21 protein-coding genes are annotated in these 25,589 nt (G+C 67.5%); 15 read left to right on the top strand and 6 right to left on the bottom strand.

The window, feature by feature from the left end; all coding sequences use genetic code 11:
• Positions 1–22 precede the first annotated feature (22 nt).
• From BLT60_RS14305 to BLT60_RS14260, 10 genes are all read left to right on the top strand, one after another.
• Positions 23–568, top strand: a complete 546-nt coding sequence (locus tag BLT60_RS14305; RefSeq protein WP_090877125.1) for a L,D-transpeptidase — start codon at positions 23–25, stop codon at positions 566–568.
• A gap of 73 nt (positions 569–641) precedes the next feature.
• On the top strand, positions 642–1,142 hold the full coding sequence (locus BLT60_RS14300) for a formate dehydrogenase subunit gamma (RefSeq protein ID WP_090877124.1): 501 nt from the start codon (positions 642–644) through the stop codon (positions 1,140–1,142).
• A 58-nt stretch (positions 1,143–1,200) separates the two neighbouring features.
• Entirely contained in the window at positions 1,201–1,881 is a 681-nt protein-coding gene (locus tag BLT60_RS14295; protein ID WP_090877123.1) for a sulfate transporter family protein, read from the top strand.
• Between the two features lie 247 nt (positions 1,882–2,128).
• Positions 2,129–3,676 carry a gamma-glutamyltransferase family protein gene (locus BLT60_RS14290; RefSeq protein WP_175478441.1) on the top strand — a complete coding sequence of 516 codons (1,548 nt, stop codon included), beginning with the start codon at positions 2,129–2,131 and terminating at the stop codon, positions 3,674–3,676.
• An 83-nt stretch (positions 3,677–3,759) separates the two neighbouring features.
• Positions 3,760–4,758 carry an ABC transporter ATP-binding protein gene (locus BLT60_RS14285; RefSeq protein ID WP_090877198.1) on the top strand — a complete coding sequence of 333 codons (999 nt, stop codon included), beginning with the start codon at positions 3,760–3,762 and terminating at the stop codon, positions 4,756–4,758.
• Complete coding sequence (locus tag BLT60_RS14280; RefSeq protein ID WP_090877121.1) at positions 4,755–5,822, top strand: ABC transporter ATP-binding protein; 1,068 nt, start codon at positions 4,755–4,757, stop codon at positions 5,820–5,822. Before BLT60_RS14285 ends, BLT60_RS14280 begins: the two co-directional genes overlap by 4 nt.
• Positions 5,822–6,766 (top strand): ABC transporter permease, encoded by a 945-nt coding sequence (locus BLT60_RS14275; protein WP_090877120.1) that lies wholly within the window; start codon positions 5,822–5,824, stop codon positions 6,764–6,766. Before BLT60_RS14280 ends, BLT60_RS14275 begins: the two co-directional genes overlap by 1 nt.
• Entirely contained in the window at positions 6,763–7,614 is an 852-nt protein-coding gene (locus tag BLT60_RS14270) for an ABC transporter permease (RefSeq protein WP_090877119.1), read from the top strand. The genes BLT60_RS14275 and BLT60_RS14270 overlap by 4 nt, the downstream gene beginning before the upstream one ends.
• 67 nt (positions 7,615–7,681) lie before the next feature.
• A complete protein-coding gene (locus BLT60_RS14265; protein WP_175478440.1) occupies positions 7,682–9,190 on the top strand; it encodes an ABC transporter substrate-binding protein in 1,509 nt (502 codons plus the stop codon).
• A 174-nt stretch (positions 9,191–9,364) separates the two neighbouring features.
• Positions 9,365–10,636 carry a DegT/DnrJ/EryC1/StrS family aminotransferase gene (locus BLT60_RS14260; RefSeq protein WP_090877117.1) on the top strand — a complete coding sequence of 424 codons (1,272 nt, stop codon included), beginning with the start codon at positions 9,365–9,367 and terminating at the stop codon, positions 10,634–10,636.
• Between the two features lie 47 nt (positions 10,637–10,683).
• On the opposite strand, the gene BLT60_RS14255 is transcribed toward BLT60_RS14260, so the two are convergent.
• Entirely contained in the window at positions 10,684–11,550 is an 867-nt protein-coding gene (locus tag BLT60_RS14255) for a ChbG/HpnK family deacetylase (RefSeq protein ID WP_090877116.1), read from the bottom strand.
• A gap of 113 nt (positions 11,551–11,663) precedes the next feature.
• Here BLT60_RS14255 and mocR point away from each other — a divergent pair, with 113 nt between their 5' ends.
• Positions 11,664–13,127 (top strand): rhizopine catabolism transcriptional regulator MocR, encoded by a 1,464-nt coding sequence (gene mocR / locus BLT60_RS14250; RefSeq protein ID WP_244521266.1) that lies wholly within the window; start codon positions 11,664–11,666, stop codon positions 13,125–13,127.
• 13 nt (positions 13,128–13,140) lie between these two features.
• On the opposite strand, the gene BLT60_RS14245 is transcribed toward mocR, so the two are convergent.
• The 3 genes from BLT60_RS14245 to BLT60_RS14235 form a co-directional block, all read right to left on the bottom strand.
• Complete coding sequence (locus tag BLT60_RS14245; protein WP_090877115.1) at positions 13,141–13,992, bottom strand: ATP-binding cassette domain-containing protein; 852 nt, start codon at positions 13,990–13,992, stop codon at positions 13,141–13,143.
• Entirely contained in the window at positions 13,989–15,146 is a 1,158-nt protein-coding gene (locus tag BLT60_RS14240; RefSeq protein ID WP_090877114.1) for an ABC transporter permease, read from the bottom strand. The genes BLT60_RS14245 and BLT60_RS14240 overlap by 4 nt, the downstream gene beginning before the upstream one ends.
• A gap of 79 nt (positions 15,147–15,225) precedes the next feature.
• Positions 15,226–16,212, bottom strand: a complete 987-nt coding sequence (locus tag BLT60_RS14235) for a substrate-binding domain-containing protein (protein ID WP_175478439.1) — start codon at positions 16,210–16,212, stop codon at positions 15,226–15,228.
• 499 nt (positions 16,213–16,711) lie between these two features.
• Here BLT60_RS14235 and BLT60_RS14230 point away from each other — a divergent pair, with 499 nt between their 5' ends.
• The 4 genes from BLT60_RS14230 to BLT60_RS14215 are packed head-to-tail and all read left to right on the top strand — an operon-like array spanning position 16,712 to position 22,240.
• Positions 16,712–17,458 carry a Tll0287-like domain-containing protein gene (locus BLT60_RS14230; RefSeq protein ID WP_090877112.1) on the top strand — a complete coding sequence of 249 codons (747 nt, stop codon included), beginning with the start codon at positions 16,712–16,714 and terminating at the stop codon, positions 17,456–17,458.
• Positions 17,455–20,205, top strand: a complete 2,751-nt coding sequence (locus BLT60_RS14225; RefSeq protein ID WP_090877111.1) for a hybrid sensor histidine kinase/response regulator — start codon at positions 17,455–17,457, stop codon at positions 20,203–20,205. Before BLT60_RS14230 ends, BLT60_RS14225 begins: the two co-directional genes overlap by 4 nt.
• A 20-nt stretch (positions 20,206–20,225) precedes the next feature.
• Positions 20,226–20,609, top strand: coding sequence for a response regulator (locus tag BLT60_RS14220; protein WP_090877110.1), 384 nt, complete (start codon positions 20,226–20,228; stop codon positions 20,607–20,609).
• Between the two features lie 14 nt (positions 20,610–20,623).
• The gene (locus tag BLT60_RS14215; RefSeq protein ID WP_090877109.1) at positions 20,624–22,240 is read left to right on the top strand and encodes an adenylate/guanylate cyclase domain-containing protein; all 1,617 of its coding nucleotides are present in this window, start codon (positions 20,624–20,626) and stop codon (positions 22,238–22,240) included.
• 21 nt (positions 22,241–22,261) lie between these two features.
• Here the strand turns inward: BLT60_RS14215 and BLT60_RS14210 are convergent, their stop codons facing one another.
• Both BLT60_RS14210 and BLT60_RS14205 read right to left on the bottom strand, forming a co-directional pair.
• Entirely contained in the window at positions 22,262–24,589 is a 2,328-nt protein-coding gene (locus tag BLT60_RS14210) for a beta strand repeat-containing protein (RefSeq protein WP_139167843.1), read from the bottom strand.
• Between the two features lie 160 nt (positions 24,590–24,749).
• A complete protein-coding gene (locus tag BLT60_RS14205; RefSeq protein ID WP_244521265.1) occupies positions 24,750–25,580 on the bottom strand; it encodes an N-acyl homoserine lactonase family protein in 831 nt (276 codons plus the stop codon).
• Positions 25,581–25,589: the final 9 nt, after the last annotated feature.

The following is a 25,589-nucleotide window of genomic DNA, read 5'->3' as shown; positions in this document are numbered from 1 at the left end:
CCAGAATCGGGTTGCCGCCGACATGCTCGACCGCAGGACGCTGCTTTTCGGATGCGCCGCCTTGCTTGCGCCGCGTCTTGCGTCGGCGGCGCCGTTCAAGGTGGATCCCAAATACGCGCCGCAGCGGGTCTATTATCGCGCCTATCCGCACGGCTCAATCATCGTCGACACCGGTAACCACCTGCTCTTTCTGATGGACGATCCACCCTTCGCCATGCGCTACGGCATCGGCGTCGGGCGTGCCGGGCTGACCTTCAAGGGGCAGCTCGTGGTTGGGCGCAAGGCGGAATGGCCGTCATGGCGGCCGACCGACACCATGATCCGCACCGCGCCGCAGAAATACGCGCGCTACGCCGGCGGCATGCCCGGCGGACCGAACAACCCGCTCGGCGCCCGCGCGCTCTACCTCTACAAGGACGGTGTCGACACCATGCTGCGCATCCACGGCACCACCGAGCCGGCGTCGATCGGTCGTTCGGTGTCCAACGGCTGTATCCGGATGATCAACGACCACGTCATCGATCTCTATAATCGCGTGCCGGTCGGCAGTCAGGTGCTGATCATCTGAGGCCGACACAGCGGATTGACCCGCGCGATCATTCCATCGACGATGGGCGGACAGTCCCCGCCGATGGAAGCCCATGCAAACCGATCAGTCTCCAGTCGTTTCGCCCGCCCTGCGACCCTTCGATGCCGACGCGGTGCGGACGCGCGCCGAGGCGCTGAAGCATCTCGACGGCGCGCTGATGCCGATCCTCCACGACCTGCAGGAAACCTACGGCTACATCGACGAGGCGGCGCTGCCGATCATCGCCGCCGTGCTCAACCTGACCCGCGCCGAGGTCCATGGCGTGGTCACCTTTTACCACGACTTCCGGCGCATGCCGGCCGGCCGCCATGTCGTCCGGCTCTGCCGCGCCGAGGCCTGCCAGGCGACCGGCGGCGAGGCGCTGGCGGCGCGTGCGGAACAGAGGCTCGGCATTGCCACGGGCGGGACAACCGCCGACGGCCGGGTGACGCTGGAGGCGGTCTATTGCCTCGGGCTCTGCGCGGTGGCGCCATCGGCGATGGTCGACGGCCGGCTGGTCGGTCGTCTCGACGAGGCGGCGCTCGACGGCCTGCTCGCCGATCTTGCCGACTAGGGCGAAACGCCGCTTTCCGCCATTGATCGGCGGCACCGGCATCGCCACTTAAGGCTCCATGTTCTCAGCCGCCCGCCTCGCGCTCTCGGAAATCTTCTCGCCGCCCTTCCGCTCTGTGCTGTGGAAGTCGCTCGGCCTGACGATCGCCGTCCTCCTCGTCATCTGGCTCGGTCTCCAGGGCCTGCTCGGCTGGGTGATCGACATCCAGAGCTATCCGTGGATCGAGACGGTGATCGCCATCATCGCCGGCGTCGGAATCTTCATCGGGCTTGGCTTCCTCGTCGCCCCGGCGGCGGCGCTTCTCTCCGGGCTGTTCACCGACGAGGTCGCCACGCTCGTCGAGCAGGAGCATTATCCCGCCGATCCGCCGGGGCAGGACCTGTCGATCGCCGCGGCGCTGACCGACACCATCGCCTTCACCGGCGTCGTCATCGTCGTCAACCTGATCGCGCTGGCGCTGCTGCTGGTGCCGGGGGTCAACCTGATCGCCTTCTTCGTCGGCAACGGCTACCTGCTTGGCCGCGAATATTTCGAGGCGGCCGCCCGGCGGTTCATGAGTCGCGCCGAGGCGCGGGCGCTCCGGCGGGCGAATGGCGGAACGGTCTTCGTTGCCGGTCTGCTGATCGCGCTCTTCCTCGCCGTGCCGCTCCTCAACCTTTTCACGCCGCTGTTCGCCGCCGCCTTCATGGTCCACGTCTACAAGCGGTTGAGCGGTTCGGTGCGAACACGGCCCGCGTGAGCCGCAACCCCGCGATATCCTTCGATTCCCTGCTCTTTCGGGCGTCCGCGAAGTGGACCCATCCATATGCGCATAATTGTCCCTAGCTAAGGGGACAGCCGCATCCGAAGATGGCGAATGGCGCTCGGATGGGGAGGACGCAGGCGGGTGAAATCATCAGGATCGAGGGGCAGGGGGCCCTTCCTGCGTATCGTCGCCGACCAGGGCCGGCGCCATGCGTGATTTCTACCTTCCAGGACGATCTCCGGTGTCAGGCCGCGACTGCGCGGTTGCCTCGTCGCACCCGCTGGCCAGCGCCGCCGCGCTGCGGGTCCTGACCGCGGGCGGCAACGCCATCGATGCCGCGGTGGTGGCGACGGCGGTGCTTGCCGTCGTCGAGCCGCAGTCGACCGGCATCGGCGGCGACTGCTTCGCCCTGATCAGCAGGAACGGGACGACCCCGCCGATCGGCTATAATGGCAGCGGCCGCTCGCCGAAGGCGCTGCCGGCAACCGGGATCGGCGATCCCGCGCTCAACCGCATCGCCGAGACCAGCGTCCATTCGGTGACGGTTCCGGGTGTCGTCGAGGGCCTTGCGCGGTTGCTTGCCGACCACGGCACGCTGTCGCTGGCCGAGGCGCTTCAACCGGCGATCCGCTACGCCGAGGAAGGCTATCCGGTCTACCAGAAGGTCGCCTTCGAATGGGCCGGCGCCGAGGCCAAGCTCAAGTCCAACGAAGGCGGGCGCGACATCTACCTGCCGCTCGGCCGGCCGCCGGTGCCGGGCGAGGTGATCCGCTGCCCGACGCTCGGTCGCACGCTGCGCGCCATTGCCGAGGGTGGACCCGACGCCTTCTATTCCGGCGCCGTCGCCGACTCGATGGTCGCCTTCCTGCGCGACCAGGGCGGGCATCACGCCGCCGAGGATTTCGCCAGCCACCGCGGCACCTATGTCGAGCCGGTCAGCCTCGATTACCACGGCTGCGACGTCTGGCAGATCCCGCCCAACGGGCAGGGCGTGACGACACTCCTGATGCTCGCCATCCTCGACGCCGCCGGCTTCGCCGACGAACCGCCGGAGGGCGCTCGCTACCATCACCTGCTCGCCGAAGCCACACGGCTTGCCTTCGAGGAGCGCAACCGCACGATCGGCGATCCCGACCATGGCGCGATCGCGGTCGAGCGGTTCCTCGATACGGCGCGCGCCGCCGGTATCGCCGCCAGCATCGGCGATCTCTCCCGGCCGGCGACGCGCGCCGATAATCCCGCGCGGGGCGACACCGCCTATGTCGCGGTCATCGACGGCGAGCGGAATGCCGTTTCGCTGATCAGTTCGCTGTTCGAGAATTTCGGCTGCGGGCTGGTCGATGCCGGGACCGGGGTCGCCTTCCACTGCCGGGGTATCGGCTTCACGCTGACGCCGGACCATCCCAACACGCTGGCGCCGGGCAAGCGGCCGCTGCACACCATCATCCCCGGCATGGTGTCGCGCGACGGCAAGGTGATCGCCGCCTTCGGCGTCACCGGCGGACCGTTCCAGCCGATCGGCCAGGCGCGGATCATCAGCGCGCTGCTCGATCGCGGGCTCGATATCCAGGCGGCGATCGACGAGCCGCGCAGCTTCTTCCGCGACGGAACGCTGTTCCTCGAGCCACGGCTTGCCGACCTCGGCCCGGCCCTTGCAGAGGCCGGCCACACGGTCGCCCCGGCCGAACAGGCGGTCGGTGGCGCCCATGGCATCACGGTCGACTGGGAGACCGGTGTGCTCACCGGCGGCTCGGACGCCCGCAAGGATGGCTGCGCCCTGGCGCTCTAGGCGGACATTGACACCCATCGAACCCATGGAGGGACAGGAGACTCTTGGACGACACTGTGGCCGATGAAACTGCGCGGGGGGACATGACGGGCATCGCGAGCGAACCGGTGCTGCGCGTCGACGGCCTGTCGGTCGAGTTCCTGACCGACCCGGGTCCGACGCGCGTCGTCTCCGATGTTTCATTCGCCATCGGCGAGGGCGAGACCCTGTCGCTGGTCGGGGAATCCGGTTGCGGCAAGAGCGTTACGGTGATGGCGATCCTCGGCCTGCTCGAGGCGCGGCGCAGCCGGATCGCCGCCCGCGCCGTCCGCTTTCAGGGCCGCGACCTGCTGGCGCCGGGCGGCAAGGCCCTCCGGTCCGTGCGTGGCCGCGGCATCGGCATGATCTTCCAGGAGCCGATGACCTCGCTCAACCCGACGATGACCGTCGGCGAGCAGATCGCCGAGGTGCTGCGCTTCCACCTGAAGCTCGACCGCAAGGCGGCACGGGCGCGGGCCATCGCGTTGCTCGACCGGGTGCGCATCCCGCGCGCGGCGGAGCGGATCGACGACTACCCCTTCGCCTTTTCCGGCGGCATGCGCCAGCGGGTGATGATCGCCATGGCGCTGGCCTGTTCGCCGGCGCTGCTGATCGCCGACGAGCCGACGACGGCGCTCGACGTCACGGTGCAGGCGGAGATCTTCGACCTGTTGCGCGAGTTGCAGCGCGAGACGAAGACGGCGCTGCTGCTGATCACCCACGATCTCGGCGCGGTCGCCGAAATGGCCGACGAGGTGGTGGTGATGTATGCCGGGCGCATCGTCGAGCGCTCGCCGATCGCCGAGCTCTTCGTCAGACCCGAGCACCCCTATACGATCGGCCTGCTGGGCGCCTCGCCGGAATGGCAGTCGGACAAGCGCCGCCTGACCCCGATCCGCGGCCGCGTGCCGCTGCCCGGCGACCGACTGGACGGCTGTCGCTTCGCGCCGCGCTGTCCCTTCGTCGTCGACCGCTGCAACAGCGAGATTCCGCCGCTGGCCGAGATCGGCCCCCTTCACGAAGCCGCCTGCTGGCGCGCGCCGCTCGATCCGGACCAGCCGTGACCGCGCCGGCGCTCACCCTCGACGTCAAGGACCTGACCAAGGTCTTCCGCGTGCAGGGCGGCCTGTTCGGCCGCAACATCCGCGCCGTCGCGGCGGTCAACGGCGTCTCCTTTTCCGTGCGGCGCGGCGAGACCCTCGGCCTTGTCGGCGAGTCCGGCTCGGGCAAGTCGACCACCGCGCGGCTGCTGTTGCGGCTGATCGAGCCGACCTCCGGCACGATCCGGCTGAACGGCCAGGATCTCAGCACGCTGCCGCCGTCGGAACTGCGCTCACGGCGCGGCGGGATGCAGATGGTTTTCCAGGATCCCTTCGCCTCGCTCAATCCGCGGCTGAGCATCGGCTACCAGTTGGCCGAACCGCTGATCGTCCACGGCATCTGCGGTCGCGACGAGGCTCGTATCCGTGTCGCCGCCCTTCTCGAACGGGTCGGCCTCAACCCGCGTCATGCCGACTCCTATCCGCACCAGTTCAGCGGCGGACAGCGGCAGCGCATCGCCATCGCCCGGGCACTGGCCGTCGAGCCGGACCTGGTTGTCGCCGACGAGGCGGTGTCGGCCCTCGACGTTTCGGTGCGCGCCCAGATCCTCAACCTGATCGCCGACATCCGGGCGGAATCGAACCTGTCGATCGTCTTCATCTCGCACGACCTTGGCGTCGTCTGGCAGATCGTCGACCGGGTCGCGGTGATGTATCGCGGCCGCATCGTCGAGATGGGGCCGGTCAAGACCGTCTTCGGCGAGCCGCGACATCCCTATACGCGCGAACTGCTGGAGGCGATGCCGCTGGCGCGGCCGGGCGCCCGGACTGCCCACCGGGTGCTGCCACCGGACGATGGGGCCGGCAGCGGTACCGGATGCGCTTTCGCCGCCCGCTGTCCGCTGGTCACGGACCATTGCCGCGAGGCGAGCCCGCCGCTGGCCGATGTCGGGCCGGACCATGCCAGCGCCTGCTTCCGCGCCGCCGAGGTGACGCCCTTCGAGCCCGGGGTCAGCCCGGTGCCGGCGGCGGCGCAGGACCGGTTGCGCCGGCTGCAGGATCGCTTCCTTGCCGGGGAGGACGCCTGATGCCCTTCCTCAGCCGGCTGGCCGGCATCGTCGCGACGCTCTTCCTGCTGTCGATTGTCGTCTTCTGCCTGCAACTGCTGCTGCCCGGCGACATTGCCTCGATCCTCGCCGGCGAGGATCGCTCGCCGGAAACGCTGGCCGCGATCAGCGAGCGCTTCGGCCTCGACCAGCCGATCCCGGTGCAATATGTCCGCTGGCTCGGCAACGCCCTGCAGGGCGACCTCGGCATGTCGATGCGCTTCAACCAGCCGGTCTCGACGCTGGTCTTGAGCAAGCTGCCGGTGACCTTCCAGCTCGCCACCATGGCGCTGATCTTCGCCATCCTGATCGGCGTCACCTCCGGGATCATCGCCGCGGTCTTCGCCGGGACGGCGATCGACCAGACGCTCGGCGTCTTCAGCATCCTCGGTTTCTCGATCCCCAATTTCTGGCTCGGCATCCTGCTGATCATGGTGGTGTCGGTGCAATGGGGACTGCTGCCGGCCTCCGGCTACGTGTCGCCCTTCGTCGACCCGTGGCAGAGCTTCCGGACGATGCTGATGCCGGCCTTCGTGCTCGGCAGCCAGCTTGCGGCGGTGCTGATGCGCCATACCCGCAGCGCGATGATCGAGGTGCTGCATTCCGACTATGTGCGCACCGCCCATGCCAAGGGCATGCCGCGCTGGCGGATCATCATCAAGCATGCGTTGCGCAACGCGCTGGTGCCGGTCGTCACCCTCGGCGCGCTGGAGTTCGGGCAACTGCTCGGCGGTTCGGTGCTGACCGAATGGATCTTCACCATCCCCGGTATCGGCAAGCTGCTGGTCGATGCGGTGTTCAACCGCGACTACCCGATCGTGCAGGCGGTGGTGCTGTGCTCGGGCGCCATCTACATCACCCTCAACCTTCTCGCCGACATCGCCTATGTCTTCCTCGATCCCCGCACCAGACGGGGGGCGACATGAGCGCGTCGGCCGAAACAGTCGCTGCCCGGCGCAGCGTCACCGGGCTTCTGTGGCGGACCTTCTCCGGACGGGTCGGCGCGGTCATCGTCATCTTCTTCGTCTTGATGGCAGTGACCGCGCCGTTGCTGGCGCCCTACGATCCGCTGTCCAGCGACTGGGGCGCCGTCCTCCAGCCGCCGTCGCTCGCCCATCTGCTCGGCACCGACGAGCTCGGTCGCGACGTGCTCTCCCGGCTGCTGTGGGGCGCCCAATCCTCGATGTTCGCCGCCGTCGGCTCGGTCGCCGTGGCGCTGGCGGTCGGCGTGCCACTCGGCATGACAGCCGGCTATTTCGGCGGCGTCGCCGACATCGTCATCTCGCGGCTGACCGACACGCTGCTCGCGGTGCCGGGCATCATGCTGGCGATCGCGCTGGCGCTGTTTCTCGGCGGCAGCCTGATCAACGCGACGCTGGCGATCGCCGTTGCCGCGGTGCCGGCCTTCATTCGCCTGTCGCGCGCCCGCACTCTTCAGGTCCGGGCCGAGCCCTATATCGAGGCGGCCCGGTCGGTCGGCGTCGCCAATACCCGGCTGCTCTTCGTCCACATCTTCCCGAACCTCATGCCGCCGATCATCGTCCAGGCGACGCTGGCGATGGCGGTCGCGGTGATCGCCGAGGCGAGCCTGTCCTTCCTCGGCCTCGGCCGGCCGCCGCCGGCTCCCTCCTGGGGATCGATGCTGACGGTTGGCAAGGACTACATCGCTACGGCGTCCTGGCTGTCGATCTGGCCGGGGCTCTGCATCTTTCTCGTAACCGTTGGATTCAGCCTGCTCGGCGATGGCTTGCGCCAGTCGCTGGAGAGGCGGTGAGGCTGTGGTGGCATCGCAGCCGCATCACGCACTGGAAGTGCCGTTCCAAAGAAGAGAGGAAAAGACCATGAAGAGACATCATCCAGCACTGTTTGCCGTCGCCACGTCGCTCGCCGTGTGGGCGGCGTCGCCGGCAACCGCCGCGACCCTCAATGTCGGTCTCAGCGAAGACACCGACACCCTCGATCCCGATCAGGGCCGTACCTTCGGCGGGCGGCAGATGTTCGCCGCCCTCTGCGACAAGCTCTTCGATCTCGACGAGACGGCCGGCATCGTCGGCCAGCTCGTCACCGACTGGACCGTCTCCGACGACGGCCTGACCATCACCCTGAAGCTGCGGCCGGACGTCATGTTCCACGACGGCACGCCGTTCAATGCCGAAGCGGTGAAGTTCAATATCGAACGGTCGCTGACCCTCGAGGAGTCGGCCCGCAAGGGCGATATCCGGGCGATCGAGAGCGTCGACGCGGTCGACGAACTCACCGCCCAGCTCAACCTCAGCGAACCCTTTGCGCCGCTGCTTGCCCAGCTCGCCGACCGCGCCGGCATGATGGTTTCGCCGACGGCGGTCGCGGCGGTGGATACCAACACCTTCGCCAACGCACCGGTCTGCGCCGGGCCGTTCAAGTTCAAGGAGCGGGTCGTCCAGGATCACGTCACCGTCGAGGCCTTCGCCGACTACTGGGACAAGGACAACATCCATTTCGACGAGATCGTCTATCGTCCGATGAGCGACGCCACTGTCCGGCTCAATAACCTGCTGTCGGGCCAGCTCGACATCATCGAGGGTGTCTCGACCAGCGATCTCGAGCGGCTGAAGGACGAGCCGAAGATCAGCCTCGCCGACATCACCGGCCTCGGCCATGTCCACATCCAGTTCAACGTGGCCGGCAAGAACGAGGTGGTGGCGAACGAAAAGATCCGCCAGGCGATCGACGCGGCAATCGACCGCAACATCGTCAACCAGGTGGTCTATGGCGGCAACTTCGTCGCCGGCAACCAGCCGGTTGCCCCGACCTCGCCCTTCTACGCCAAGAGCCATCCGGTCGTTGCCGGCGATGCCGAGAAAGCCAAGGCGCTGGTGGCGGAATCGGGCATCGACAGCCCGTCCTTCACGATGATCGTCAACAACGAGCCGGCCTTCGTCCGCGCCGGCCAGGTGATCCAGTCGATGCTCGCCGATGTCGGCATCGAGGTGACGCTGCAGACCGTCGATGGTCCGACGGCGCTCAGCATCATGCAGTCCGACCAGTTCGAGGCGGCGCTGTCGACCTGGAGCGGCCGTGCCGATCCGGACGCCAACGCCTACACTTATCTCGGCTGCGAGGGCGGCCAGAATTTTGGCAAATACTGCAACGAGAAGACCGAGGCGGCGCTCTCGCAGGCCGCGAAGGTCAGCGACGTCGCCGAGCGGAATGCGCTCTACACGGAAGCGGCGGACCAGTGGATGGTCGATCTGCCAGTCATCTACGTCTACCACCACAAGCGCTTCTTCGGGCTTGACCCGAACCTGGACGGCTTCACGCCGATCCCGGACGGCATCATGCGAGTCAAGGGCATGACCAGCGCCGAATAGCCCGTCAGCGATCGCGGCGGGGTGCTTCCCGCCGCGATCGACCTTCCATTTGGCCTGATGGGTCGGTCACACACAGCGAGTGGCCCCAGTCGTTTTGCTTTGTGTGGCCCTTTGGGAGGAACCACGAAATGGTAGGGTCGGCGAACGAACGAAAAGACAGAGTGGAGAAGAAGAATGTATGTCGTCGGTGAGGAAGAGATCGAGGCGCTTGCCCAGGTGATCCGGTCGGGGAAGCTTTTCCGCTATGGCGAGGGGGAGAGCGAATGCGACCGCTTCGAGCGGCGCTATGCCGAGTATCTCGGCGTCGATCACACCGCGCTGACGGTCAGCGGCACCTATGCGCTCTCGGCGGCGATGATCGCGGTCGGCCTCGGGCCGGGCGACGAGGTGCTGATTCCCGCCCATACCTACATGGCGACGGCGACCGCGGTACTGACCACCGGCGCGATTCCGGTCATCGTCGATGTCGACGAGAGCATCACGATTTCACCCGAGGCGATCGAGGCGGCGATCGGTCCGCGCACCAAGGCGATCGTCCCGGTCCATATCTGGGGCGCCGCCTGCGACATGAACGCGATCATGGAGATCGCCGAGCGCCGCGGCCTGACCGTCATCGAGGACGCCTGCCAGGGCGTCGGCGGCGGCTACGAGGGCAAGATGTTCGGCTCGATCGGCCATATCGGCGCCTTCAGCTTCAACTATTTCAAGAACATGACCTCGGGCGAGGGCGGCGGAATCTCGACCTCCGACGAGGAACTCGCCAAGCGGGCGCGCTGCGCGATCGATCCCTGCCACTTCTACTGGACCGGCCGCGAGGACGGGATGAAGCCCTTTGCCGGTAACGGCGGGCGGGCCTCGGAGCTTCAGGGCGCGATGCTGAATGTCCAGCTTGACCGGCTCGGCGGCATGATCGCCAAGATGCGGGCGCAGAAGAAGAAGATCGTCGCCGCGACGTCGCGGCTCGACAATCTCGGCCTCAAGCTGTCGCCGACGCACAGCCCGGACCACGACTGCTCCGCCCATGTCATGTACCTGATGCCGACGGCCGAGCAGGCACAGACCTTCGTCAAGGTGTTCCCGGCGGTGATCGCCGGCAAGACCGGCCGCCACACCTATACCGAATGGGACCAGGTGCTGATGGGGATCGGCGCCGCCCATCCGGCGATGAACCCGTATAACCACCCCGACAATGCCGAGTGCCGCACCGAATACAGCAAGGACATGTGCGCGCGCTCGCTCGACATCCTCAACCGCACGGTGATGGTGCCGACCAGCCCGACGGATACCGACGCCGAGACCGACGGCATCATCCACAATATCGAGATGGCGGCCCGCGTCGCGCTCGACGGGATGAGCGCCGACGACGTCGAACTGCGGCCGACCGGTTCCTTCGATCCGCAGAAATTCGACATGTCGACGAAAGACGAGACGGCGGAGGCGACGTAGCGCCTTCGATGCGAGATGGCCGGCGGGTGCACCCCGCCGGCGCGCGCTCAGCCGCGCAATGCGTCGCGCAAGGCCCGCATGCCGATCAGCTCGAGATCGAATTCCGCGATCCACTCGGCGATCTTGCCGGTGCGGAACAAGGCATATTCCTCGGTGCGGATGTGAGCCGCTTCCGGGTTGATCACCTCGAAGTCGCCGGGCGCGTTGAAATGCATGGAGAAGAAGGTCAGGCCCTGGGGAACCGCCGCGAAGATCTCGCGATAGGCGGTTTCGGCATCGCTCGTCCGGTCCCAGGGGGTCTCGCAGACGATGTCGAAGACCGGCTCGCCGGCGGCGATCGCAGCAGCGATCTCGGCGTCGTAGGGCGCGGTGTCGAGCGGGCCGGCATAGCTCGCCGGGTTGTAGCCCTCGAGGCTCTTGACGAAGAGCACCGGCAGGCCGAGTTCCTGGCCGAGGCGGCGGGTGATGGCGGTGAATTCCGGCATCTGGGCGGTGCCCATATGGGCGTCAAGATGGGTGATGTCGAATCCGGCGGCCTGGGCGGTCTCGATCTGGGCGCGCATTTCGGCCTCGACAGCCTCGGGCGCTGCCTTGCGGGCGCGGGGCACGTCCGGCCAGAAGTAGCCGAATTCGTCGGTCAGCCCGGCCGAGCGCGGCGGCGCGGTCAGCGGCCGCCAGCGATAGGGCGTCTGCTCGCTGGTCAGGGTCAGGTGGACGCCGAGGTCGAGGCTGGGGTCGGCGGCCGCGATCTCCGCGGCTTCGGGAAACCACGGGCAGGGCACCATGACCGAGCCGGAACTGCAGGTTCCAAGGCCGGAAAGCTCGACGAAGGCGGTGTTCGCCCCGTGGCTCATGCCGACGTCGTCCTCGTGGATGACGATGCGCTTACGTCCCGCCTCGTTGGTTGCCACCATGTCCCTGCCCCCTTGTTGAAATCGATGCCGTCATGTCCGGTCGCCGGGCAGGATCGCCAGTCCCGCAGTCCCTTGTAAAGATCAGGTTATCGAGGAACGGAAGGTACCACTTGATGGCGCGCCGGCGGGAACTGCCCCTCGATATGCTGGCCCTCGACCGCGCCTCGGCGGTGCCGCTCTACCGCCAGCTTTACGAAAGCCTGCGACTGCACATCCTCGACGGCCGGCTGGCGCCACGCATGCGGCTGCCGGCGACGCGCGAACTGGCGGGCGACCTCAATGTCAGCCGCAACACGGTGATCGGCGCCTATGACGCCCTCCTCGCCGAGGGCTACCTGGAATCGGTCGCCGGATCGGGGACGCGGGTGGCGACGCTGCCGCAGCGGCCGACGCGCGCCCGGCCGAAGGACCGCGCCGAGGCGCTGCCCCGGCTGTCGAAACGCGGCGAGCTGATGACCACCCTGCAGCGCGACCGCACCATCCCGAACCAGATCGCCTTCCATCCGGGCTATCCGGAAATCCCGGCCTTTCCCTTCTCGATCTGGGCGAAGCTGGTCGCTGCCAACATGCGCAGCGTCCGCGAGGATCTCTACGGCTATCACCTGGTCGCCGGCCATCCCCGGCTGCGCACGGCGATCGCCGAATACCTGGCGGTGTCGCGCGGGGTCAATTGCGATCCCGAGCAGGTCATCGTCGTCGCCGGGGCGCAGGCGGCGCTCGACCTGATCGGCCGCACCTTCATGGATCCCGGAGACACCTTCTGGATCGAGGATCCGGGCTATGGCGGCGCCTGGAACGCCTTCCTGAGCGCCGGCGGCAGGCCGGCGCCGCTGCCGGTCGGCCCCAACGGCTGGGACATCGAGCGGGACAACCCGCCGCCACGGCTGATCTTCGTCACCCCGTCCTGCCAGTGGCCGCTCGGCCTGGTGATGCCGATGGAGGTGCGGCTGAAGCTGCTGCAGATCGCCGAGACCCATGACAGCTGGATCATCGAGGACGACTATGACAGCGAATACCGCTTTCGCGGTCGCCCGATCCCCGCGATGCAGGGGCTCGATGACAGCGGCCGGGTCATCTATGTCGGCACGCTGTCGAAGACGATGTTCCCGTCGATCCGGGTCGCCTATCTCGTCGTGCCAAGGAGCCTCGTCGAGGGCTTCAAAACGGCGGTGAGCATCACCGGGCAATATCCGCCGCTGCTGCTGCAGGCCGCACTCGCCGACTTCATCGGCCAGGGATTCTTCGCCACGCACCTCAGGCGCATGCGGCGTCTCTATGCGCGCCGGATGCGCGACTTCGTCGCCCTGTCGCGCGAGCGTCTCGACCCGTGGCTGACGGTGAGCGAGACCGATACGGGCATGCAGGTGATGGGCCGGTTCAAGGAGCCGATCGACGACGGGGTGCTACTCGCCGCGGCGCTGAAGCGCGGCGTCGACTTCTCGCGCATGTCGACGCATTACCGTTTCGCCGAGCCACAGCAGGGCATGTTCCTCGGCTATGCCGGCGTCGATCGCGACCAGACCCGGGCCGGCATCGCGCGGCTGCGCAAGGCCTTCGAGGATGTCACCGCCGTTTGATCGGGGAGCGCGGTCAGGCGACCCGCGCCACCAGGTCGGTCAGGTCGTCGAGTTCGATCTCGTCGCGGCGGAAGTGGCCGGCGACCCGGCCTTGGGCGAGCACCGTCAGGTCGTCGGCGACCGACAGCGCGTGGCGGAAATTGTGGGTGATGAGGATGACCGCCTGTCCGTCGTCGCGCGCCTTGGCGATATGCTCCAGCACCCGGCCGGCCTGCCTTACCGCCAGCGCCGAAGTCGGCTCGTCGAGGATCAGCAGCGCGGAGCCGAAGAACATCGCCCGGGCGATGGCGAGCGACTGGCGCTCGCCGCCGGAGATGTTGATGCCGCGTTCGTCGAGGCCGCGTTCCCAGCGGACGCCGAGCTTGTGCAGCGCGGAGCGGGCCATGGTGTCGGCGCGCTTGAGGTCCAGGAATTTGAACGGGCCGACGCCCTTCTGCGGTTCGCGGCCAAGCACGATGTTGCGGGTCACCGACAGGAGTTCGCAGACCGCGAGGTCCTGGAAGACGGTGGCGACGCCGCGCTGGCGCGCCTCGCCGGGATTGGCGAAGCGGACCGGCTCGCCCTGGAAGCGCAACTCGCCCTGGTCGGGCGGGAAGACGCCGGAGAGGATCTTGATCAGCGTCGACTTGCCGGCGCCATTGTCGCCGAGCAGCGCCAGGATGCGCCCCTGATAGGCCTTGAGCGAGACGTCGACGAGGGCGGTGGTGGCGCCGAAGCCCTTGGAGATGTTGACCGCCTCCATCACCGGCACCGAGTCGGGCGGGATCGGCTGGATGACGCGCTGGGCGAGTTCCAGGTCGTCGGAGCGGCTGCCGACCGGCAGGCTGCGGGGGGCGGCCTGGGGATCCATCGGCTTGTCGGTCATTGCTTTGGCTCCCCGAGTCGCGCGACGCCGTCGCGCGTCGGCGTGTCGTCCCTGTCCGGATCGGTTTCGTCGGCGGCCCCGGCGATCGCCGCGTCGGCGGCGGCGCTGCTGCGGCGGAAGCCGGCCAGCGGCCGCGAACGGGCCAGCCGCCGGGCGACATCAGTGTTGAGGATCACCGCCAGCACGACGATCAGCCCGGTGAGGGTGCGGAAGAAATGCCCGGGCGCGCCGGCGAGCACCAGCCCGACCTGGATCATGCCGAAGGTGATGGCGCCGAGAACGGTGCCGACGACGCTGCCATAGCCACCGGACAGCAGCGTGCCGCCGATCACCGTCACGGCGACCGCCTGCAACTCCATCTGTTCGCCGCGCAGCGCGTCGACCGAGGCGAAGCGGGCGACCTGGATAATCCCGGACATCGCGGCGCCGGCCGAGGCGATCATGAACAGGATCACCGTCACCCGGTCGACCGGAACGCCGAGATTGCGCGCCGCTTGCGGGTTCTGCCCACAGGCCTGGATCCAGTTGCCGAATTTCGTCCGGGTCAGGAGGATGGTGCCGGCGAGCCCGAGGACGAGGAACCAGACCATCGACATCCGGAAGCCGCCGATCAATGGCCCGGCCATCAGGCTCTTGAACAGCGGCGGGATGTCGACGGTCATCGGGAAACCGCCGGTCAGGGCGATGACGACGCCGCGCCAGATCAGCATCGTGCCGAGGGTGACGACGAAGGAATGGATGCGGAAGCGGACGACGATCAGGCCGTTGATCATGCCGAGCAGGGCGCCGGCGGCGATGGCGGCCGGCGTCGCGACGACCGGCGACAGGCCGAAATCGCGCATCAGGACGACGGCGACATAGGAGGTCAGGCCGAGGACCGCGCCGACCGACAGGTCGAAATGCCCGCCGATCATCAGGAGCGTGACGCCGATGCTCAGGATACCGAGCTCGGCGGCGACCGCCATGATGCTGATATAGGTGAGCTTGGTCGGGAAGAGCTGCGGCGACAGCGCAGTGAAGATGATGAAGAGGATGACGACCGCGGCGAGCGCGGTCGATTCCGGCCGCAGCATGAAGCGCCGGAAAGCCTCGCCAAGCACGGCGCCGCGGGACGGCCGTGCTTCGGCCGTGGACTGTTCGACACCGTCAGCCATACAGGATCCTTCGTCGACTGCGCATCAGTTGTCGGATCGCGGCGGGGGCGGCGAAAACCGCACCCCGCCGCGACACCGCCTAGCGGTAGCCTTGCTCGACCAGCGTGGCGACCTGTTCGACGTTATCCTTGTCGACGATGGTCGGGCCGGTGAGGAAGTAGTTCGCTTCGAGCAGGCCGTATTTGATGTTGTGGGTCAGAAGCAGGATCGGCATGTAGCCGCGCCAGAATTGCTGCTGGTCGATGGTGAAGGCCTGGCGGCCGTCGCGGATCGCCTCGAGCGACTGGGCGACGATGTCGTAGCCGGTCAGGATCAGGTCGTCGCGGCCGCTGTCGGCCTTGGCGGACAGGAAGCCGTCGATGACGTCGCAGACGCTGGTCGCGGCCGCGGTGTCGGGATGCAGCCTGAGATAATTGAAGATCGCCTCGGACTGCTGGCCGGGATCCATCGTCAGCTCGAGGAAGTCGGCCTCGATGCCGTTGGCCTTGAGTTCCTCGATCTGCGCGTCGGCGCGGTCGCGGCAGGTGGCGTCGCCCGGCTGCTGGTCGCCGACGACGACCCGACCGGTGACGCCCATGGCGATCAGCCGTTGTGCGGTCAGCTTGCCGGCCGCCCGCTCGTCCGAGCCGGTGCGGAACAGGAAGATGTCGTCGGGATCGCGGACCTGCTTGCCGGCCGGCGGCGCAGCGGCGCTGCCGAAGGCGATACCAGCGGCCTTGGCCGCGGCCGCGACCTCGGTATAGGCGGCATCCTCGGTGAAGACGCAGACGGCGATGCCGTCGGCTTGTGCGGCGATCGCCTCCTCGATCTTCTGGACCTGGTTCGGAATGGTCAGCTTGTCGGGATAGATATAGGTGACGTTGACGCCGAGATTGTCGCCGGCTTCCTCGGCGCCGCGCGCCAGGTAGCCGTGAAACCCGGTCGGTGCGGCGCAGCCGACGAAGTAGATGTTAATGTCGTCATCCTGCGCCTGGGCGACGGCATTCATCGCCGGCAGGGCGAACAGCGCCGCGCCGAGAATTCCTGCAGCCCGCAGGATGGTCGATCTGTTGCGTTCGGTGGTCATGGCAAGTCCCTCCATGGCGAAACGGGCAGGCCATCCGGGCACGTGTCGTCGGACGTCGCGGGCGACGCCGATCGTTCTCCTGCCGTCGTGGCACGGTGTGGCAAGTCCGCCGTCGGGGCCGGTCCGCGTTGCCCGTGACAAGCGGCCGGGTCGCCGGTCGGCGGCGAAAGGGCTGGTGGTGGAAAAGGGGCGAAGCCATGCCTTGCGGCCGCGCCATCAGCGCCGGTTCGGTCCAGTGCGATCCGATCCATGGTCGACCCCCCGTCAAGCCCAGCGTCGAAAGCTGTCAGGTGCCGTGTCCCGCGAAAAGGGCCAGTCCGGGCAATTCCGACAGGGCCATTTGGTGGCGGTCGGTTGAACGTTTGTTCAGGTTGCTGTGGTCCAATAGTCGGCGGAGAGTGCAATTCCCGGTTAGGATGAGTCGGTCTCAGCGGAAGGAATGCGACCTATGAAACGAGGGCCGACCGGTCATGTCCGACCCAGCCGTCGCTGGTTCGGAATGCCGCTCCTCACTCTGCTCGTCATGGCCATCGCCTGGGCAGCACTGTCGCCGACAGGCGCGTCGCGCGCCGCCACCGACGACGACACCGAGGTCGCCATGCGCCTCGCCAACCTGTTGCGGGCGGCCCGATCGGTGATCTCGAACAACCAGGCGCTGATCAACGATCCCGACGTCGGCGACAAGGGACTGACCGGCGACAAGGTGCTGGCCGATGCGATCCTTATCTACGAAGCACAGACCGGCGAGGATCCGCGCGACGCCGATCCCGCCAGCCGCGAGGGACAGCTCCTCCAGGCCCAGATGGACGCGATCCTCGCGGTCATGGCGGAGAACCAGCCGAGCATCAATGCGCCGGGCATCGGCTTCAAGGGCTTCATCCCGGCGGTCTTCGCCCGCCTGGTCAACGAGAATTTCAACGCCGCGGTCGGCGATCTCGCCATGGCCAAGGTGACCGCCCCGCCGGAGTTGGTGCGCAATCGCAAGGCCCGACCCGACGACTGGGAGAAGACGGTCATCGCCGAGGACTTCCTGGCGCCGGGCTGGGAGAGGGGCATGGCCTTTTCCGAGATCGTCGATGTCGAGGGCCGCGACGCCTTCCGCATCCTGGTGCCGGAATATTACGGCGCCTCCTGCCTCTCCTGCCATGGCGAGCCGGCCGGCGAGGTCGACGTGACCGGCTATCCCAAGGAGGGCGGCAAGGAAGGCGACCTCGGCGCGGCGATCAGCATCACCCTGTTCAAATGACCGATACGGCGGCACCCGAAGGCGGACTGCCATCCGGCCGCGAGCGGCGCGGCCTGATCGCCTGGCTTCGGCGGCCGTCGATCCCGCTGCGGGTTGCCGCCATATCGGCGCTACTCCTCGCCGCGCTGGTCCTTACCAATGCCATCGTCATCAGCGAACTCTACCGGAACTCGACCCGGATCGTCGCCGCGACGGAGCTGTTCGAGCAGCTCGAGGCCGCGAGCCGCGCCAACCAGTCCTTCGGCGACGTCCGCTACTGGATGACCGACCTGGCGGTCAGCCAGCTGGTCATCTCCGAGCGGCGGGCGGAGGAGGCGCGCGAGGCGCTGGCAACCGACCTCGACCTGATCGGCCCGCATGTCGGCGAGATGGCCGGGGAGATCGCGTCGGAAACCGACGCCTATATCGCCAAGGCGCTGGAAGCAGCCGACGCCTATGCCGACAACCAGCGGGTGATCGGCAACACGCTGCTGGCCGAGGCGCGCCAGCACAGCACCATCGTCGAGGAACGGCTCGACGAACTGATCGCGCATCTGCATGACGATGCCTGGGAAGCGCGGGCCGAGGCGCTGGCGAGCGCCCGCTCGGCCATCGTCACCACCATCGTCATCGTGCTGGTCGTCGCCCTGATCGGCATCCTGCTGACTCTTGTCGTCTTCCGCTCGATCGTCACGCCGCTGCGACGGCTCGACAAGGCGATGGCGGGGATGATCGAGGGCCGGACCGATGTCGACATCCCGCCCGATCGTGGCGACGAGATCGGCAGGATGGCCCGGACGCTGACCCTGTTCCGCGACAGCATCGCCGAACGCGCCCGGCTGGAGGCGGAATCGCGCCACCAGCGCGAGATGATGGAAACCGCGATCGAGACGATTTCCGAAGGCTTCGCCGTCTTCGATGAGCAGGACAAGCTGGTGCTGGCCAACAGCCGCTTCACGGGCATGTATCCCGGCGCGGCGGTCATTGGCCGGAGCTTCGAGGATATCCTGCGATTCCTGGTCGACCGCGGCATCACCGACATCGGTGACCTGCCGCCGGAGGAGTGGATCGCGGCGCGGCTGGAACGGCATCGCCGTGCCGAAGGCTTCTTCGAGCAGAATTTCGCCGACGGCCGCTGGGTCCGGATCAGCGAGCGCCGGACGCCGGACGACGCCACCGTCGGCGTCTTCGCCGACATCACCGAGTTCAAGCAACGGCAGACCGAACTCGAGGAGGCCAAGGAGCTGGCCGACTCGGCCAACACGGCGAAGAGCCAGTTCCTCGCCAACATGAGCCACGAATTGCGGACGCCGCTGAACGCCATCATCGGCTACAGCGAGATGCTGATCGAGGAGGCGGAGGACCTCAAGCTCGATGGCTTCGGCCCCGATCTCGACCGGATCCGCGTCGCCGGCAAGCACCTTCTCGGATTGATCAACGACATCCTCGACTTCGCCAAGATCGAGGCCGGCAAGATGGATGTGCTGGTCGAATCCTTCGAGATCGACTCGATCGTCTCCCAGGTCGAAAGCACGATCGCGCCGCTGATCGCCAGGAACGAAAACGCTCTCGAGCTCGATGTCGAACCGGGTCTTGGCGCCATGGAGTCCGACGAGACGAAGATCCGCCAGTGCCTGCTCAACCTCTTGAGCAACGCCTCGAAATTCACCAAGAAGGGGACCGTCACCCTGTCGGTCCGCGGCGTGGCGGGGCCGGATGGCGGCGATTGCATCGCCTTCCAGGTCAGCGACACCGGCATCGGCATGACCGCCGAGCAGAAGGACCGGCTGTTCCAGGCCTTCACCCAGGCCGACGCCACGACCTTGCGCAACTATGGCGGTACCGGGCTCGGACTGGCGATCACCCGCGAATTCTGCCGGATGCTGGGCGGCGAGGTCACCGTCGAAAGCGAATACGGCAAGGGCTCGGCCTTCACCGTCACGCTGCCGCGCGTCTGCCCCCGCGATGGCGCCGAAGAGGATGACGTCGAGCCCGGCAGCCATGTCGGCGAGACCATCCTGATCGTCGATGACGAGTCGTCGATGCGCGACGCGCTGGCCGAGGCGCTGGCAGCCGAGGGCTATCGCGTCATCAAGGCGAATGGCGGGCGGGAAGGATTGCGCCTCGCCCGGGAGGAACGGCCCGACGCCGTGGTGCTCGACGTCATCATGCCCGACCTCGACGGCTGGACAGTGCTGCGGTCGCTCAAGCAGGATCCCGATCTCTGCACCATCCCGGTCGTCCTCGCCACGGTGCTGGGCGACCGCGACATGGGACTGGCGCTCGGCGCCGCCGACCACCTGACCAAGCCGGTCGACTCGGAGGACCTGAAGCGGGTTCTCGACCGTGTTGCCCATCCGAGCGGCGCCACCGACGTTCTGGTGGTTGACGACGACGCCGGGACGCGGGAGATGTTGCGGCGCCTGCTGACCCGCGAGGGCTGGTCGGTGCGCGAGGCCGAGGATGGCGCCGCCGGCATCGACGCGATCGAGCGGTCGCGGCCCGCCGTCGTCCTGCTCGACCTGATGATGCCGCGCATGGACGGTTTCGAGATGCTGGCCGTCCTGCGGGAGAATGACGCGACGCGCGACCTGCCGGTCGTCATCGTCACGTCGAAGGATCTGACGCGCGAGGAGCGCGAGTGGTTTGGCGGCAAGGCGCTCGCCGTGTTCCAGAAGGGCGCCTATCAACGGGCTAGGCTGGTCGAGACGCTGCGGGAGATGGTCGATGCGACGCGGCGGTCGATTTCGCCGGGCGAGGGGCCATGAACGAAGGACGAGGGTGAAGCGTGGCGAAGATACTTCTGGTCGAGGATAACGAGATGAACCGCGACATGCTCTCGCGCCGGCTGGCGCGGCAGGGGCATGAAGTGCTGATCGCCGTCGATGGCGCCGAGGGGGTGGCCAAGGTAGCGGCCGAGCGTCCCGAGATCGTGCTGATGGACATGAGCCTGCCGGTGCTGGACGGCTGGGAAGCGACCCGGCGACTGAAGGCCGACGCGGCGACCGCGTCGATCCCGGTTATCGCCCTGACCGCCCATGCGCTCGCCTCCGACCGCGAACAGGCGCTGGCCGCCGGCTGCGACGACTACGACACGAAGCCGATCGACCTGCCGCGGCTGGTCGAGAAGATCGAGCGCCTGCTCGGGCAATCCTCGCCCGCGACGGGCTGAGCGGAGGGCCGGCCGTGGCCGCGGGCGAGACTGATCCGGATTTCGAGCGGCGGGCGCAGCTCGCCGTCATCTGGGAAGACCTGATCAACCCGGTCCGCTCGATCGTCGGCTATCAGGAGATCATCCTCGACGAGGCGCGCCGGCTCGGCGCCGACGACCTGCTGCCCTATCTCGACAAGGTCCTGGTCGCCGCCGTGGCGCTGAACGACCTGGTCAACGGCCTGCGCGACCCGGCCTTCGTCCCCGCCATGGATGCCGGCGGCGGGCTGGTCGACCTCGAGGGGCGCCTGCGGCACGACCTGCGCACGCCGCTCAACGCGATCATCGGCTACAGCGAGATGGTGGTCGAGGACCTCGAGACCGCCCCCGGGGCGGACGCGCTGCGGCCGGATCTCGACCGCCTGCTCGACGAGGCGCGTCGGCTGCTTGGCGATATCGAGGCGATCGTCGACCTGACCCGCGCCGACGGGACGTCGACGGATCGCGCCGCGACCGATCCGGGCTCGGCGCTCGAAGTTGCCGCCAGCCTGCTGAGGACGCTGCGCCCGAGCGAGGATGCGCGACCGCGTGAAGTCGGACGCATCCTCGTCGTCGACGACAACGAGTCGAACCGCAACCTGCTGGCCCGCCGCCTGCATCTCGACGGCCACGCAGTCGTGAGCGCCGAATCCGGGGCGGAAACCTTCGCCATTCTCGAGGAGCAGCGCTTCGACCTGGTGCTGCTCGACCTGTTGATGCCGGTGATGAACGGCCTCGAAGTGCTGGCGCGGCTCAAGGCCGAGGAGCGCTGGCGCGACATGCCGGTGATCATGGTCTCCGGGCTGCAGGAGAATGACGCGGTGCTGAAATGCATCGAGGCCGGCGCCGAGGATTACCTGCCGAAGCCGTGCAACGTCGTGCTCCTGCGCGCCCGGATCAACGCCTGTCTCGAACGCGCCCGCTGGCGTGAGCGCGAGCGGGTCTATCTCGCCCAGCTCGAGGTGGAGAAGGCGAAGTCCGACCGGCTGTTGCGCAACATCCTGCCGCACCCGGTGGTCTTGCGCCTCAACGAGGGTGAGACGGCCATCGCCGACGGTTTCGGCGCCGCCTCGATCCTGTTCGCCGATATCGTCGGCTTCACCCCGGCGGCGGCGTCGATGACGCCGTCGCGACTGGTCGGCAAGCTCGACCGCATCTTCTCCGCCTTCGACGCGCTGGCGCTCGATCTCGGCGTCGAGAAGATCAAGACCATCGGTGACGCCTACATGGCGGCGACCGGCCTGCCCGAGCCGCGGCACGACCATGTCGAGGCGATCGCCGACTTCGCGATCGGCATTCTCGACGCGCTGCGGTCCTTCGACAACGACGGCGAACCGCCGCTGCGGGTCCGCATCGGCGTTCATACCGGCCCGGTGGTGGCCGGCGTCATCGGCCGGCACAAGTTCATCTACGACGTCTGGGGTGACACGGTGAACGTCGCCAGCCGGCTGGAATCGCACGGCCTGCCGGACCACATCCACGTCTCCGCCGAAGTCCGCGACGCGCTCGTCGGCCGCTTCGCCTTCGAGCCGCGCGGCGCCGTGATGCTGAAGGGCAAGGGCGCGACGCCGGCCTTCTTCCTCATCCCGCCGAAGATGTCCGCCGCCGGTTGAAGACGGGCGACGGACGGGCGTTCAGATCATGAAGTCGGCGTCGACGACGAAATCCTTGTGGTCGAGCTTGAGGTGCTTGTCGAGTTCGGCAAAGAGCACCGCGCCGCCCTTCTTGCTGCCATTCTTGTCGTAGAACAGGTCGCCGGTCTTCTTGTCGTAGACGATGCGGTTCTCCTTGTCGGTCGCCTTCGCGCCGACGTGGAAGGCCTTCCTGGTCAGCGTGTCGCCGACCGTCTTGAAGATGTCGCTGTCGAGGCCGATCAGGTCGACATTGACCTTGAAATCCTTGACCGAGTCGACGTTCTTCTTCGAAGACAGTTTGGCGTCGAAGACGAAGGTGTCGCGGCCGTCGCCGCCCTTGAGCTTGTCGTCGCGGAGGCCGCCCGACAGGATGTCGTCGCCGCCAAGGCCGAAGAGCTTGTCCTTGCCACCATAGCCGGCGATGACGTCGCCGAGCTGCGTCGCGACATGCTGGCCGGCCGGGGCCTTGCTGCCATTGACCTTGTCCGCGCCGGACGTGCCGAGGATACGGTAGCCGGCGCTGGTCAGCGCGACGTCGTTGCCGTCGCCGCCGTGGTAGCTGATCGAGAAGAGCCGGCTGCCGATGGCGACCGTTGCGCCCTCGGAAAGGCCAGCGAAGGTGCCGCTGACGGCGTCTGTCGAATCGTTGGCGATGATGACGAAGTCGGTTGCCGTCGCAGTGCCGGGCTGGAAGCCGTAGATCAACGATGCCGAGAGCGTCGCGCCACCGAGCTTGACCGAGCCGGAGACGGCGACCTGGTCGTGGGTGCCGGGCGCGGTCCCGCCGATCTCCACGGCGTAGACGGCCCCGGTCGTCATGGAAACGGAGCCGGTGGCGAGGATGCCGGCGCTGGCGCCGGGCGCCAGCGTGCCGCCGGCTTTCACCGTCACCGCGCCGGTCTCGCCGTTGCCGCCGAGCCGGCCTCCGGCGACGGTCGTCTGGCCCAGAATGCTGCCGTCGACGCGCAGCGTGCCGGCCTGCACCGTCGTTCCGCCGCTGTAGGTATTGTCGCCGTCGAGGGTCAGTGTGCCGGATCCAGCCTTGACCAGACCGCCGCCGCTGCCGGCGATGACGCCCTCGACGGTCGTCGAGCGGTTGTTGCCGCCGACCGTGAGCAGGTTGGCGCCGAGCTGGAAGCTTCCGGCTCCCTGGAGCGAGCCGGCCGAAAGCCGGCCATTGCCTGCCGGGCCGGTGCTGGCGGAAAAATCGACCGCGCCGCCGGTCTCGACGATCAGCGCTGCATTGCCGCCGGTGCTGTTGGCGACGAAGGAGAGGGTGCCGCCCGGCTTGGTGGTGATGGTGGCGCTTCCGGCCGTGCTGTTGCCGGCGAAGGAGACGGTTTCATTGTTGGCGATCGCCGCAGCGCCTGCCGAACTGCCATCGACGAAATGCAGGGCGCCGCCCGCGTTGTTGACGATCGTTGCGCTGGCGGCGGTGCTGGTGCCCGCGAAGCGGACGGTGTCGTTGTTGGTGATGTCGGCTGCGCCGGCCGAGCCGTTGTCGCCAAAGGTCAACGTGCCGCCGGCATTGACGATGACCTCGGCGTTGCCGGCGGTGCTGTCGTCTTCGAAATCGACCATGCCGTTGACGGTGAGCATCGCCCTGGCGGCCGTCGCCTCGTCGAGGAAGGTGAGGGTGCCGGTCTCGTTGATGACGATCTCGGCGTCGGCGGCGCTGCTGTCGTCCTCGAAGGATGCCGTGTCGTTGACGGTGATATGGGCGGTGCCGCCGAGGCTTGCGGCGGTGAAGCGGAGCGCACCGTTGTTGGTGATGTCGGCGTCGCCGGCGGTGCTGTCCGCCTCGAAGGTCACGGTGCCGCTGGTGCCGATAATGGCGCTGCCGCCCGTGCTGGTACCGGAGAAGGTCAGCATGCCGGTGGCATTGTTGGTGATTTCGGCGGTGCCGGCGGTGGCGCGGTCGTTGAAAGTCAGCTGGTTGTTGTTGGTGACGGTGTTGCTGCCGGCCGAACTGTCGTCGTGAAAGGACAAGGCGCCGGCACCGTTGTTGACGATGGCGGCGTCGCCGACCGTGCTGGTGAGTTCGAAGGAGACAGTCGCATTGTTGGTCAGCGTCGCACTGCCACCGAGGACCTCGATGGCGCCCGTAAAGGTCAGGGCGTGGCCATTATTGACGAAGGCGAAGGGGTTGGCGCCAGTACCGAAGGTCCAGCCGGCGATTGTCGTGTCGGTGGAGAAGAACAGGTCGAGGATCGACGAAACGTCGAACACGGCGATGTCGGGCACCGCCGGCGAATCCCAGTTGCCGCCGTCGTTGTAGTCGCCGTCCACCGGGCTTGTGAGCCAGGTGCCGGTGGTCTCTCCCGCCATTCCGTCCTTCGAAGCCCGTCGTATGGTGGCGCACGAGGGCATGCCGCCGGGCGTGCCGTCGCCTGATTGCACGGGAGCCTAGGCGGCTTCCGTTAACGATTCGGCAAGGGGATATCGCCGGCCGGGCCTTCGGCCCGGATCGGCGGATTGCAGGCGCGGCCTAGCCCGCCTTGACGATCTTGAAGCCCTCGACTTCCTTCACCAGCGGCAGGCCGGGCCAGCGATCGATGTCATGGAGGACGATCAGGCGTTCCTGGTCGCCGCCGATCTCGGTGTTGATCTTGTCGATGGTCTTGAGCTGGTCCCAGACGCAGCCGGTCGCATTGTTGAGCGGTATGTAGACACCGTCATTGTCCCGCCCGGTGATCTGCATTCGCGAATAGACGCAGTCGCCGGAGACCACCAGCCGGCCCCGGCCGGTCTCGACGATGACGAACTGCTGGCCGACGGTATGGCCGGAGCCGAGCCGGACGTGGAGGCCGGGCAGGACGTTGTCCTTGTCGCCGTCGACCAGGGTGACGCGATGCTCGATCGACGCCTCGAGCGCCGTCTTCAGGTTGTCGGGATCGATGATCGCCGTGAGGTATCCGAAGCGCTTCGGCAGGGCGATCGCTTCGTACCAGGTCAGCAGCTCGCTCTTCTGGATGATCAGGTTGGCATTGGGGAATTCGCCGACCGATCCCATGTGGTCGAAATGGGCGTGGGTGATGACGATGTCGGTGACGGCGTCGGCCGATACGCCGACTTCCTCAAGCATCCGCACCGGCGAAACCCAGTTGGGCACGCCGAACTTCTCCGAGAAGCCGGAGCTTCCCTCGCCCTGCATGAAGCCGGTGTCGATGAGGACGTTGCGGTCGCCCTGCTGCGCCAGCATGAAGGAGAAGGGCAGGTCGACCTTGCCGTCTTCATACATGCCGCTGATCAGGTCGACCCACGGCTGCTGGTGCGAACGGGCATATTCGAGAACGAAGAGGTCCCAGGTATCGGCCACGGTCTTTTT

It is taken from the genome of Bauldia litoralis (assembly GCF_900104485.1).
In the GTDB taxonomy this organism is placed as follows: Bacteria; Pseudomonadota; Alphaproteobacteria; order Rhizobiales; family Kaistiaceae; genus Bauldia; species Bauldia litoralis.
This window is presented reverse-complemented; position numbering and strand designations above follow the sequence as displayed.

Bases quoted from the DNA above. Each gene is read 5' to 3' on its own strand.
- BLT60_RS14305 (WP_090877125.1), top strand. From the start codon at position 23: ATGCTCGACCGCAGGACGCTGCTTTTCGGATGCGCCGCCTTGCTTGCG.
- BLT60_RS14300 (WP_090877124.1), top strand. From the start codon at position 642: ATGCAAACCGATCAGTCTCCAGTCGTTTCGCCCGCCCTGCGACCCTTC.
- BLT60_RS14295 (WP_090877123.1), top strand. From the start codon at position 1,201: ATGTTCTCAGCCGCCCGCCTCGCGCTCTCGGAAATCTTCTCGCCGCCC.
- BLT60_RS14285 (WP_090877198.1), top strand. From the start codon at position 3,760: ATGACGGGCATCGCGAGCGAACCGGTGCTGCGCGTCGACGGCCTGTCG.
- BLT60_RS14275 (WP_090877120.1), top strand. From the start codon at position 5,822: ATGCCCTTCCTCAGCCGGCTGGCCGGCATCGTCGCGACGCTCTTCCTG.
- BLT60_RS14270 (WP_090877119.1), top strand. From the start codon at position 6,763: ATGAGCGCGTCGGCCGAAACAGTCGCTGCCCGGCGCAGCGTCACCGGG.
- BLT60_RS14265 (WP_175478440.1), top strand. From the start codon at position 7,682: ATGAAGAGACATCATCCAGCACTGTTTGCCGTCGCCACGTCGCTCGCC.
- BLT60_RS14260 (WP_090877117.1), top strand. From the start codon at position 9,365: ATGTATGTCGTCGGTGAGGAAGAGATCGAGGCGCTTGCCCAGGTGATC.
- BLT60_RS14255 (WP_090877116.1), bottom strand. From the start codon at position 11,550: ATGGTGGCAACCAACGAGGCGGGACGTAAGCGCATCGTCATCCACGAG.
- mocR (WP_244521266.1), top strand. From the start codon at position 11,664: ATGGCGCGCCGGCGGGAACTGCCCCTCGATATGCTGGCCCTCGACCGC.
- BLT60_RS14245 (WP_090877115.1), bottom strand. From the start codon at position 13,992: ATGACCGACAAGCCGATGGATCCCCAGGCCGCCCCCCGCAGCCTGCCG.
- BLT60_RS14240 (WP_090877114.1), bottom strand. From the start codon at position 15,146: ATGGCTGACGGTGTCGAACAGTCCACGGCCGAAGCACGGCCGTCCCGC.
- BLT60_RS14235 (WP_175478439.1), bottom strand. From the start codon at position 16,212: ATGACCACCGAACGCAACAGATCGACCATCCTGCGGGCTGCAGGAATT.
- BLT60_RS14230 (WP_090877112.1), top strand. From the start codon at position 16,712: ATGCCGCTCCTCACTCTGCTCGTCATGGCCATCGCCTGGGCAGCACTG.
- BLT60_RS14225 (WP_090877111.1), top strand. From the start codon at position 17,455: ATGACCGATACGGCGGCACCCGAAGGCGGACTGCCATCCGGCCGCGAG.
- BLT60_RS14210 (WP_139167843.1), bottom strand. From the start codon at position 24,589: ATGGCGGGAGAGACCACCGGCACCTGGCTCACAAGCCCGGTGGACGGC.